The sequence below is a fragment of the Portibacter lacus genome (assembly GCF_021533215.1).
GTDB lineage: Bacteria > Bacteroidota > Bacteroidia > Chitinophagales > Saprospiraceae > Portibacter > Portibacter lacus.
This window is the reverse complement of sequence record NZ_JAJNKA010000001.1, coordinates 650,486-663,247: the sequence shown is the minus strand read 5'-3', so window position 1 is coordinate 663,247 and position 12,762 is coordinate 650,486. Positions and strand designations below refer to the sequence as shown.

Below are 12,762 nucleotides of genomic sequence, written 5' to 3'. Positions count from 1 at the left end.
CTATAACATGGTTTTCTGTATACTCCACAATATTACAAATAATTCAAATTTTTCAAAATTTAATTTACACTTGACCCACTATTTGAAAAATTTATGATTAGTTGTCTTTTAAATTAGATTCCTATTTCTTAAATATTGGTGTGTTAAATAAATCTAATGCATTTTTTGTAGTTACTTCCTTCACTTTTTCTAACTTTTCATCAAGTGTAACAGCTAATTGCTCAGCTATTATTGGTATGTAATTACTTTGGTTTCTTTTACCCCTGAATGGCGTTGGGCTCAAATATGGAGAATCTGTTTCTAAAACCATCATATCTAACGGTAAATTAATCAATTCTTCTTTAACTCCAGCATTTTTGTACGTAATAACGCCCCCGATCCCAATTAAAAAACCTACATCCTTAATTTTATTAGCTTGCTCTTCTGTCCCATTAAAGCAATGAAAGATGCCTTTTAAGTTTCCATCTTGCATTCTTGTTACCGTTTCTATCGTTTCATCCAACGCCTCTCGTGAATGAATCACAAATGGCAACCCCATCTCTCTGGACCACTCTATTTGTGTTTCGAATGCTTCTTTCTGTTCCTTATGAAAGGTCTTATCCCAGTGCAAGTCAATTCCTATTTCACCTATTCCCACAAATTTTTCACTTTCCAGTTTCTCTCTTGCGAATTTCAGCTCATCCTTATAATTTTCTTTTATCGAACAAGGATGTACACCAATCATCGGGTGTAACATTTCTGGATACTCCCCTGCCAATTCCATCATACTTTCATAAGTTGATGAATCGACATTCGGTAAGTATACATGATTTACTTCTGCTTCTAAGATTAGTTCTATGAGCAAATCTATATCTTCTTCAAATTGCTCTAGGTATAAATGTGCGTGCGTGTCTATGTACATAACCTGCAAAATTACAATTATATTGAGGCAAATTTTAAAATTCTAATGGCTAAAAAAAAGAAATACTATGTTGTCTGGCAAGGCCACGAACCCGGAATTTATGAATCATGGAATGCGTGTCAGCAACAAATCAAGGGATATCCAGCTGCAAAGTATAAAAGTTTCTCAACTGAATCAGAAGCAAAAAATGCTTTTCATGGCAATTATCATGATCATATTACAAAGGCAAAGAAAAAAAGTCCATCATTTGGTTCTAGAGATGCAATTCTTAAAAATACTTGGTCAGTTGATGCAGCTTGTAGCGGTAATCCTGGATTAATGGAATATCGTGGAGTGGAAACAGATACAGGTATACAACTTTTCCATCAAGGACCATTTAAAAAGGGAACGAACAATATTGGTGAATTTCTTGCCATCGTTCATGCCCTAGCATTATTGCAGAAGACAGGCGACCACAATAGAATAATCTATACCGATTCACGAACGGCAATGGCTTGGGTGAGAAATAAAAAAGTAAAAACCATGTTAAAAAGGGAACCCGTGAACGAAATCTTATTTGACTTGATTGACAGAGCTGTAAACTGGCTTAAAAACAATAAGTACCAAAATAAAATCGTAAAATGGGAGACCAAAGAATGGGGCGAAATACCTGCAGATTTTGGTAGAAAATAATCTACTTCGGGCTAGCGTATTTCATTCTATAATCGGGATCGATATTACCTTTCTTAATCGCTTCTAATTTACGCTTGAGCAATTTCTTCTTAAGCGGTTTCAGATGATCGACGAATAACACCCCATTTATATGGTCATACTCATGCTGGACCACTCGTGCATTGATTCCTGATAATTTATCTACCTGAGGTTTAAAATCCTCATCTACATATTTTATCGTAATCTCAGGCTGGCGCATTACATCAGCTCTAATAAACGGTATACTTAGACATCCTTCTTCATATGCCCATGGTTCACCGGTTTCTTCTACGATCTGAGCATTTATATAAACCTTCTTGATTCCTTTATCTTTCTCTTCATCCTCTAAAATCTGAATGGTGTCCACTATAAACAAGCGAATATCTTCGCCAATCTGAGGAGCTGCTAAACCTACACCACTAGCATTATACATCGTTTCCCACATATTCTCGATGAGGTCACTCAAGTTTTCAAACTCCTTGTCTATATCTTCGCATTCTTTTTTTAAAACCGAAAATCCATATCCGTAAATTGGTAAAATCATAATTGATCTAAATATCTCTTTATTATTAATACTGCACTAACTTGATCTACAAGCTCCTTACTACGTCGCTTTTTCTTTTTCGTCCCACTTTCAAAAATTATTGACTTAGCTTCAGACGAACTAAAAGACTCATCGACTTTACTAATTTCAATTTCTGGAAAAAGTTTTGCAAACTTAATTAAAAAAGTTTTTATTTTTTCTGTTAGGTAGGTTTCCTTTCCATCTGAGTGTGTCGGCCAGCCAATTGCGAGACAATCAACTTGTTCTACACTTAAATATTTCGAAAGAAAAGGGATGAGTTCATCAGGTGGTATTACGGTAATCGGATTTATAGAAATTTTAAGGATATCAGTAGCTGCAATTCCACAACGTTTTGCCCCATAATCTATTCCGATAACTCTTCCCAATATTTAATTTATTTATATCAACCAGATCTAATCAGGAATAATTCCATAGTAAGCCCAATCTAGCCCAGACGGATGTGCATATTTATTCTTAACCTCTTGGACTTTATTTTCTCGAATGGTAATATTTCTGTAGAGACATCTCTTTCCGACTTTTTCTGCAAATTTTATCATCTGCCTTCTTTGCGTTTCATCTCTGACGGGCGGAATCACAAAGCGACTTCCCATATCTGTCACTTTCGCTCCGATTGTTTTCATGTAATATTTAAAATCTGCATAATCTGGATTTACAAAGTACATTTCCACATCAGCAAGGTATTCAAATTGCTTGGCAAGTTTACTGAGTTTTAAGGCAAAGTTGTTATTCATTATGGCAACATAAAAAACAGCTACATCACCAGATCGTTGAATATCATTGCAAGTATTTGCTAATATTCTATAATCTATTTTTAAAGAATCTTCAATTTTATCTTCGTAATTAAAGTGCTTGATTGTTACACCAAAAACATGTCGCATAGGCTATAAATCTTCGTCTTCATCAGCATACATCTTCTCTTCTAAATCGAAAAAACGATCCTTATATTCAGCACTTTTCTTGCACTTATTAAATATTGGGTCATTAGCCCAAGCTGCTAATTTTTTTATTACACTTTCTTTATCTTCACCAGAAAGGTATTTATCTACTAATGTTCCGTATTCTTTTATGATACTTTCACAGTCTTTTCCCAGATTAGGACTCTCTTTAAGCTGTTCTTTTAATATAGCTTTTTTTTCTGCTAATTCCTTCTCTTTATCCACTACAACTTCATCTAGTTCCACTTCTACTTCATTAGTGACAGTCCCTGCTTCATCAGCAACTTCTAAGAGCTCTTCATCCATGGACAATTCTTCCTCCAAGAAATCTTCAGCTAAGTCTTCTACGTTTTCTTCGCTTATTTCTGTAACACCAGCCTTGTCACTTTTACAAGAAATAAAGGTTCCCATTGATATTACAAGAAAGTAGAGTATTATTTTTTTCATCTCTTAGTATTTATCTATTGTAAATTAAATCACCTGGTGTTTTTAGCAATGTCTTAGAGATTGTTCTTTGTGAAGTAATTAATGCTGTAATAATGATAACAATTATAGCGATTAAAATTTTATAATTAAATACATCAAAATAACTAGTACTAAACAATCTTGATTCTAAAAGGTCCCAGATTCCACATATTACATATGCTATAGCTATCGAAATTCCGATAAATGTCAAAATAATCTTCAAGTAAGAACTGATTAAAAAATTATTATTCAATCCAAATGCTTTTAATGTACCTAGATTCATTTTAATCTTCTCTAAGTGTGTACGCAAAAGACTATTCACATAAAAAACTATACTCAAGATACTAAATCCGAATAAGATTAGAGAGATAAAATTAGTCAGGTTCGACACTAAAGCAAAGTTCTCTTTCTGTTCCACCTGATCCATACTAATCTCAACTTCATATCTATCCCACATGTGATTTTTAAAATCTCTTACCTTATCTAACTGATCGAAGTTAAAAGAAAGATAATACGGATCATCAATATTATAAAGCGTACCAACATTACATTCCCAAGGTGAGAATCTATTATATACGTATGATGAATTTTGCTTTAACTCGGAAACGATGGTGTCCTTCACACTATATCTAAAATAATCATTAAAATACAGCGTAACGATCGTGCTAATCTCTCCATCTACTAATTCGATTTCCCTCGTGTCAGTAGAAGCCACACTAAAGTTTTTCAAACTTTTCCTCACATCATCTTCTAATTTCTTTTTATCTGTTTCTGGGGAAATTACTTCGATCTTATTGGAAGAAGAGATATTGATAAAATTAGTAGTTTCAAATGACTCGATTAATAAAGTATAAAAGTGAGGAGTTATGACAAAGTCAACCAAATTAGGCAACTCTTTTACAACTGCTGTTATTTCCGGATAAACAACAAAATTTTCTACTTTGATCGGAATTCGTCTCACGCTTTCTACATCTTCATATCCTAGAGAACGCAGACTTGATTCTTTAATTATTATTCCACACTGCTCGATATCAATCGGTCCATCTCCATTGTAGGAGTATCCAGAAACCACATTTCCTTTTGAGCTGCTCAAAATTTCACCTAGTAGATTGTCTTCGAGATCTAAAGTTCTTAGTCTAATGTTGTACTCTTCCCCATTCATATAATTAACAAATGGCAGAAACTCAATATTATATTGACCAATATTGTTAAGCATGAACTTAGACTTCATACTGTCCCTCTCCATCTCAAGCTGAACGTTGGTTACTTTATCTCTATAACTTTGTTTGATTTCAAGATTCACCCAATTTGTAAACGGGTCATCCATCTTTTCTTTCAGATAATTAATACCTCCTATTGCATATCCTAGAGCAAGGAAGGTAATTCCAAGAATAACAGATAGTGTAATGATGCCACTTTTAGATTTTCCTGTTAATTCTTCGTATTCATTAAAAATAAAAAGGTTTTGAAAATCACCTTTAATATTGAGCAATATGGAAACAATCTTCTTCATCATCTTGTCAATATTTCACTAACTAAACTCAAAGGATCAGCAAGAGGCTTTCCATCTTTTCTTTTCCATTCTCCATCTTCTTTAATCAGGTAGTACTGAGAATCAAATGTACCGTGCACATTATCACCCTCTCCTTTCTTCGATAGTAATAGAATAATATCCGCAAAGGATAATGCAAGATCTATATCATGGGAAACGATAATTCCCGTTCTATTAAATTCTGCGAGATTTTCTTTTAAGGTCCTCATTAACTTGTGACCAGTATCTCTATCTAGATTTCCAGTAGGTTCATCACCGAATAAAACATTGAATCCTGCGATGATCGCTCTTACAAAAGCGAGTCTTTGTCTTTGCCCTCCTGATAATTCTTGTATTTTTCTGTCATATAGATCCGGATCTAAATTCAATTTCTCCATCACTTCCAGAACTTTCTCCTTTACTTCTGCAAGTTCTTTCCCTTCAATAAGCATGGAAATACACATATTCTCTCCTGCACTAAAATTAGGCATAAGATTAGTGTTTTGAAAGATAAAGCTAAAGTGATCATTTCTAAATTTAGACAATGCTTTATTGTCCCTTGACCAGATATTCTTTATTTCTTCAAGCTCGTTTCCGTTGTTAAATTTGATAGAAGTTTCTGGTGTTACATGAATTGTTTTATTCATTAACCCAAGCGTCTCAATAAAAGTACTTTTTCCTATCCCAGATACACCCAAGACAAATACTAGTTTGCCTTTAGGAATTTGTAATTCAGGTATTCTTAAAACAGTAGTACCTGGAATGTATTGGCATTCCAGGTTACTAATATCATAGATTAAATCTTGTTGCATTAAGTGTCAGTTGGTTTTTATTGTTCGGGCGCATTAGTAAAGTTTATTTATAAGGTATATTGAACCGGAATCCAAAAATAAGTATTATCAGCTGTTGAATATGAAAATTCATATCGATCCCCTAATCGATATATACTCTCTAAACCATCAAGTTTATCAAGTATATCAACTATTAACTTTTCTAATTCTGCCTCTCCCATTTTTCGAGGAGATAAAATGCTTCCTATTTTGAATTCCATACCTTCCCCGATCTGCAATCCTTCTCCCTCTATTCCTTGCATTATAGCCCGAAGTTCATCTACAGAGGTTTTCTCTATATCTTTTCTGGACAGTCCTGAGTTACCAGTGAACTGTTTTAACAATTCGGTAAATGTTAGAAACAATGCCTCTCTTTGCTGATCAGGTGAACCATCACTTGCACCTGCTAATTTCTTCAATGTACGAATATAATCTTTAAGATCTTCTTTAGGCATGAACATCACATATGACATGGCATCATGTTTAGCTCCTTTCACCCTTTTCACCAAGAAAATTTCTCTATACAAGTGATATTTCTGATCAATGATTTTTTTCAAATCATCTTCACTAAAACTTTTATTTTCTTTTCTTTTCTGAATCAATCTGTATACTTCTCTAGCAATAGCAGGTTCCCAAACTCCTGAACTTTGCTCTAGATCCATTGCATCTCCATCAAACGTTATGTTCGCCATTTTCTCCCAGTGATCTTCAACAAATTCTTGGATATCAACAATGGTTTCCTCCATATAATCCTGCAGTTCCTTCTGTGAAATTTCAGCATTCCTTTCTGGTTTCAATACTTTACCTACATTCGGTCCTCCAGTCATTTCAAGCATCTTTCCTTCATCCATATCTGGCATGGAAGGATTCACTATTTTAGCTCCTGGGAAATATTCCGTTATAGATGAATATTCTCTGTGTTGCCTTTTCGAAGCTTCTACAATAAATGATGCTCCCATTGAAGGGTATTTTGCACAAGATCTATTTCCTTGATTCATACATTGTACAGCAATCAAGTGAGCATTGATTTTAGCTAAATTATCTAAAATTCCATCTGCTTCTAACAATGTTTTATCATTAGATTCTTGAGCCAATTGCTTTCTTGCTCTATCAAACTTGTAATCTGCGTTATTTCCTATTAGGAATATTATGTTCGTATGATTATCTGAAAAGCTACCTTTTAATAACATTTCATTCATCGCATAATAAAGAGCAGTATATTCATCATTATCATGCCACTGATCAAACTCCGCTTGATTAATGAAATTAATCACTTTTGCTTTATCATTTACCAGTGGTTGAATTTCAAACAATTTCCCTATTTGCTCCTCTGGTGTATCTCTATAAACTGCCGCTCCATATCTAATTTTAACTTCATCACCGAAGTTTCTTTCTAAATTCTCTATGGTATTTAGAACAGATTGCTTGTACTTAGCTAATTGTCGAGTTCCTTCAATTAAGAAAAACACATTATAATTATCTCTAGAAGTACTACTTTCTTTAACACCTTCTACTATTCCTGAGTAATCAACTTCACTTACACTGTTAACTACATCCTTCATTGATTTAGTCTGAATCTCTCCGATAGCTCCAGACTGGAATGCATCTGGATAACTTTTCAACATAGGAAATCTAACAACCGATCCTTTAAATCTTCGTGGATTCGAACTTGCTAATTTATTAGAACTAATATTTATTGGATCATTATCCCATGCCTTTTTTTCATCAATGATAGCACCTGTAGTTGCATTTCCATTTACACCTCCAAGATCCGTAAAACCTATAACCCTTAGATCTGGATTATTTTGTCTTTCTTCGAAAGCCAATTGATCAAAGTTAGGTTCTAAAGCAATTCGAGTATTCCAGTCTGCTGCTTTTTTACGATCTACCCATCCGACGATAACATTTTCTACTCTTGAAGAACTTACAAGAGATTCCTTTCCAAGAAGGTACCTATCATTTTCCTTTTTATATACAAAGTAGAACTCATAAATTGTTTTTTTGTCTGCAATTTTATTCGTTAATGGGCCCGAATAAATCTTTGCAAAGTCTTTTGAGTCCTCTCTTAATATTCGTTCTATATCTTGTACTTTATTCAACAAGAAGGCTTTCTTGTGAATTCTTGTTATATCATCCACGAGCCCTGAAGTCCATAAAAGCATCTTGCTTTTCGGAACCCAACCGTAGTCTTTATTAAGTTTGGACACTTTTAACCCACTCGTTCTTGCTTGGATTATATGGATCCATTCATCTTTCTCATCAACCACGTAAAAGTAACTTTTGAAACCGATGGTTTCCATTTGCTCACTCGATTCATCTGGTTTCTTATAGGTAGGATTATTATCTCTGTCAGATACTACGATCCAAGGAGCATCTTTGTCATATTTATCTCTGGCATTTTGAAATCTCAATTGATCAGCTTCGGCAGCATAATCAATAGGTCGATCAAACTTGACAGGTTTACCCATGATTCTACTATATTTCTGAGCATAAGTGCTGCTTATTGATATAGCAAAGAACAGAATTAGGGCGGTTACTTTAATAGAATTCATAAGAACTTAGTTTATTTTGTAATGAAAACCTATTTTAAGGCTAGCATAAAATGGATTTACTCCGCTATAATAATCCTCTAATATACTAGATTTAGTACCAAAAGATTTATTTGCGTATTGCGACTTTAGATATCCATTTGTCGAATTGTTATTTCCTAGTAACGAAAGTGCATTATACCAAAGGTTTACACCTATTTCGATACCATAGTTAAAACTAATATCATACATATAGGTTGGTGACAGTTGAACTCCTAGTCCGAAATTATTTCCAACAGATACATCATTGTCTGTATATTCAAAATCTTCGTTTCCGAAAGTATAGTTTTCTAACCTTTCTGCACCATCAGGTTGCTCCAGAATACTCGCAACACTTGGAAAGTGGTCAGAATCAGGAATAATTACTCCCTCAGGTTTTCCTATAGTACTTCCAGAAGATGAAAGACTATAACTTGGAACAATACTTAAGTCGATAAAATATCTAGATTTATAAGTTTTAGATGGTCTGAATGTAATACCAAGAGGCACATCAATGGTGATAACATTTAATAATTCTTGAGATTCATCAATTTTATTAATCGTAACATTACCAAGTAACGTTTGTCCATTTTCTGTGGTATAAGGCTGAGGGGTCATTCCATTCACGTTTGCGCCAATAAATTCTGATCTAGAAGTTTCTTCCCCTGGTAATCCAGAATTGTTAAAATCATTATAACCTGTTTTAAGAGAATGTTGTTGAGCTCCTACTCCAAGGTGGAACCAAAATTTTTCAGCAGGGTTCAATGCTTTCCGCATTAAAAGTTGAAAACCTAAAGTACTAGCTGATTTACTAGTTAACGTTCCAAAACTTTCACCTACTGTATTCGGTGTTCCTTCTATGAATGAACCGATGCCATAATGAAAATTACCGGTCAAGTACGCAGGTGTCTTTACCCGTTTAGCAGCTTCCTCTCCTGTAATAGACTGAATTTTAGGATCATTGATATCATAATCTGGCATATCAATCTGAACATTCAATGTGTATCGTTTTCCATCTCCGAACTTTACTGGAAAATTTTCCTTATCAAGTCCAACAAATACAATTTTATCCATATCTAAATTTGCCACATAAAATCCACTTTCGTCTCTTTCTACACTATTCAAATATACATTCTCAAGTAAAAACTGAACTCCTTCTTCCTGCATGTATTGAAATACATTATTCGCATAAGTAGAATATTCAATATTAGTAGGTTTATCAGCGATATCATCATATACTCTTGCAGATCCGGAGAATAAACCAATAAACTGAGAATACTTTTCTTCATCAAAAGCCTCAGCGTTTTCATCCCAAAAACTAGCAATTTCATAATACCTATTCAAAACATTTCTGATCGACTCAAAAATTTGTCCTTTTAATTGCTCATCAATTTCAGCAGAAACAGCTGTTCCGTCTGTAATTAAATTAACCGTTTTCTGACCATTTACAGTGTTTATACTTAATAGTAGCAATACAAGTAAGGACAGATAAATTTTTAAAAATGTTTTCATACGTTAATGGTTTTTCAAATAACCGAAGAATAATATTTATATCCTTTAATCATCTGTAAATTTTTCTTTAATTTTTTGCAGGTAGTATATCTAATATATATGCTTTCTTTTCTTTTTCTGAAACATAAAATACGAAATCGAGTTCGTGTTCTATAGGTTCGTCAAAATAAATCACCTTTAATTCTTTATTTAAAATATAATAAACACCTTTTTTAATCCTGTAGGTGTATTTATATATCGTATTATCTGGATCTGATTCATTTAATCTAGGATTTAAATCCTCATATTCTAATGTATAAAACTTATCCAGTACATCATCTTCATAGCTTACTTTTAAGCCTTTGATTCTATGGTAAATATATACTTGATCTGCGTAGGCACCAGCATATTCATATTTCGGTTCCCATAGATAATCATTCCACACTTTTGCATTACTTATAAATAGATTTTTAAACTCTTCAACAATCTCGATAGATGGTCTTGAAGATGAATCTACAAAGCTGGAATAATCAATATATTTTTTCAAACAATCATACATCCATCGTTTATGGTGTAAAAATGCTTTTTCAAAATCTTCCTTTTCGCTTCCTGTCAAGTCTAAATTTGACTCAATTTTTGGACTACATGAAATCAATAAAACACTCAAAAGCACTATACTCCAATATCCAATTTTATGCAAACTATTTTGTTATAATCGTTTTTATAATCTCTTTTTTGCCAAATTCATTACTTATCACAATAATGTACATTCCATCTGGCAGATGACTTAATTCTATATCTCTAATCGATCTATCATATAGCTTTTCTACTTTATAATCTGCTACTCTCTGGCCAATATCTGAAATCACATCTATTCGATATTCACCTCTATAACTACCTTTCAATTCAAGCCTAAAGGTTCCATCGTTAGGGTTCGGTGCTATATTCAATGAAAAATCATCTCTATCTCCTTGATTTAGACTTGGTAACAAATTCTTATTATAGAAAACAATACTATTACAATTATTCAATGAAAACTCACAATTAGGTGTATCGTAAATAGCTACGAAGTAACCTCTTTCCTCTAAAATACTCTGTGTTATATTCTCATCAGAGAAGAAATACTTTTCATTAGCTCCTGGAATAGAATTTACAGCAAAGTTTCCAAACTTATTTACAAAGCCCCATTGATAACAAGGGCCATCCGAAGTACTTGCAAAAATATTTCCTGGCCAAAGAATAATGTTACTTTCTTCTGGTGCGGATACTAATCCATCTACTGAAATATCTATACTATCTGTTGTTCTGCAAATTAAGGTATCCGAATTCGTAGGCCTAAAATCAGAATGATAATAGAGCGTACTATTCGAAGTTGCACTTGGGAAACTTAAAAATATACGTTCACTGTTCTGACTTCCTAATACTGCGCCGCTTCCTTCACTAGTCTCCCAAAATTGGGTACTCGGTCTTTTAAGAGGTTCAGCAATGTCAACAGTGTACATTCTATTCATCTCATTCGCACAAACTTCCAACTTACCGCTAATACTAAAATCATCCTTACTGAACCATTTAACCTTAGCCCCAAATGATATATCCAAACAAATTCCAGGTTTATCTAAATCAAAATCTTCTATTGTTAATGGACCTACAACAGCTGAAACATAAAGTTGAGAATCAGCTAATTCTTCACTTGGAAGGTTAAAGACGGGAATATAACTCTTATCAAAGACTGCACCAATATCTTTCTGATCACTATTGTGCAACACATAAATAATAGAATCAAATGGTCTCTTTTCTAAATTAGTTTTATCATGAGATACAGTAATCTCATCAGATGCGCATGCTGCAAGCGATTTATTTTCCATTTCTCCGGCATTATTGATGCAATCGCAAACATCTTGTTCTTGAATCTCTTTGATCCCACAAGTCGGACCAGAATTAAAAGAAAACGTAAATAGTTCTCCAGAAGGTCTAAAATTAGTTGTTAGGATGTTTCCCGATAAGGTACCTATTTCAGGAGTTAACAATTCATAGGTTCCATCACCACCTTGTAATTCAAATACCATTGAATATTCTTCTTTAGCATTACATTCTTTAGATATAAATTTGGCACTTGGTTCATCAAACACAATAACTTTCAGAGAATCAAAATCTGCAATCTGAATACAGTTTAAATCATTGTCTTCTACTTTTGTAATGAACAATGTAAAACTTTCAGAAACTGCAAAGTCACTTATAAATGTTCCCACTCCATTACTTTCTGCCGAAACATTCCTCAAGATATTAGAACTAGTTACAGTAGCATTAGCATTAGATGTATTAAGAAAATTAATATCAACAATTAATTTCTCATTTTTACAAACAAGAATGCTATCGACAGCAAAAGAAGCTTCTGGTAATATGACTTCTGTAACGACCTCTTTTACACAAGGTGAAACATTCTCACATGTGGGATCATCAAGATAAGTATATCTAATTGTATAAAATCCAACTTTATCAAATCTTATCTTCACATCATTTCCATCACTATTCTGCTGAGTAATTTCAGGGTTAGCACCAGAAGGACTCGATATTATTTCAATCATCTGAGAAATATTGTTAAGGCATCCACCTTCTTTATCTGCAGAACCAAGGTAAAAGCCATTTTTATCAAGACATAATCTTTCTGGACCTGACAATGTTGGATTCGAACAAGCAATGCTACTAAGAGTACTTAAACAAATAATAACTAGGACTAATAGTAATTTAGGCAACAAAAATCTCATA

Annotated in this window: 12 protein-coding genes; 1 reads left to right on the top strand and 11 read right to left on the bottom strand. The window is 33.5% G+C overall.

Annotated elements, in window-relative coordinates:
• Positions 1-121: 121 nt before the first annotated feature.
• Positions 122-901: a TatD family hydrolase gene (locus L2586_RS02315; RefSeq protein ID WP_235291152.1), complete on the bottom strand. Its 780-nt coding sequence runs from the start codon at positions 899-901 to the stop codon at positions 122-124.
• A gap of 45 nt (positions 902-946) precedes the next feature.
• Between L2586_RS02315 and L2586_RS02310 the strand changes: the two genes are divergently transcribed.
• Positions 947-1,573 (top strand): ribonuclease H1 domain-containing protein, encoded by a 627-nt coding sequence (locus L2586_RS02310; RefSeq protein WP_235291151.1) that lies wholly within the window; start codon positions 947-949, stop codon positions 1,571-1,573.
• A gap of 1 nt (position 1,574) precedes the next feature.
• Here L2586_RS02310 and def read toward each other — a convergent pair whose 3' ends face one another.
• The 10 genes from def to L2586_RS02260 form a co-directional block, all read right to left on the bottom strand.
• A complete protein-coding gene (def, locus tag L2586_RS02305; RefSeq protein WP_235291150.1) occupies positions 1,575-2,135 on the bottom strand; it encodes a peptide deformylase in 561 nt (186 codons plus the stop codon).
• Complete coding sequence (gene ruvX / locus L2586_RS02300) at positions 2,132-2,542, bottom strand: Holliday junction resolvase RuvX (RefSeq protein ID WP_235291149.1); 411 nt, start codon at positions 2,540-2,542, stop codon at positions 2,132-2,134. The genes def and ruvX overlap by 4 nt, the downstream gene beginning before the upstream one ends.
• Before the next feature lie 27 nt (positions 2,543-2,569).
• Positions 2,570-3,055, bottom strand: coding sequence for a hypothetical protein (locus L2586_RS02295; protein WP_235291148.1), 486 nt, complete (start codon positions 3,053-3,055; stop codon positions 2,570-2,572).
• A gap of 3 nt (positions 3,056-3,058) precedes the next feature.
• Positions 3,059-3,559 (bottom strand): hypothetical protein, encoded by a 501-nt coding sequence (locus L2586_RS02290; protein WP_235291147.1) that lies wholly within the window; start codon positions 3,557-3,559, stop codon positions 3,059-3,061.
• 10 nt (positions 3,560-3,569) lie between these two features.
• Positions 3,570-5,093 (bottom strand): ABC transporter permease family protein, encoded by a 1,524-nt coding sequence (locus tag L2586_RS02285; protein ID WP_235291146.1) that lies wholly within the window; start codon positions 5,091-5,093, stop codon positions 3,570-3,572.
• On the bottom strand, positions 5,090-5,920 hold the full coding sequence (locus tag L2586_RS02280) for an ABC transporter ATP-binding protein (protein ID WP_235291145.1): 831 nt from the start codon (positions 5,918-5,920) through the stop codon (positions 5,090-5,092). The genes L2586_RS02285 and L2586_RS02280 overlap by 4 nt, the downstream gene beginning before the upstream one ends.
• A gap of 47 nt (positions 5,921-5,967) precedes the next feature.
• Positions 5,968-8,490, bottom strand: a complete 2,523-nt coding sequence (tssR, locus tag L2586_RS02275) for a type VI secretion system protein TssR domain-containing protein (protein ID WP_235291144.1) — start codon at positions 8,488-8,490, stop codon at positions 5,968-5,970.
• A gap of 6 nt (positions 8,491-8,496) precedes the next feature.
• Positions 8,497-10,017, bottom strand: coding sequence for a hypothetical protein (locus tag L2586_RS02270; RefSeq protein ID WP_235291143.1), 1,521 nt, complete (start codon positions 10,015-10,017; stop codon positions 8,497-8,499).
• 67 nt (positions 10,018-10,084) lie between these two features.
• Positions 10,085-10,696, bottom strand: a complete 612-nt coding sequence (locus L2586_RS02265) for a hypothetical protein (protein ID WP_235291142.1) — start codon at positions 10,694-10,696, stop codon at positions 10,085-10,087.
• Position 10,697: 1 nt separating this feature from the next.
• Positions 10,698-12,749, bottom strand: coding sequence for a T9SS type A sorting domain-containing protein (locus tag L2586_RS02260; RefSeq protein ID WP_235291141.1), 2,052 nt, complete (start codon positions 12,747-12,749; stop codon positions 10,698-10,700).
• Positions 12,750-12,762 lie beyond the last annotated feature (13 nt).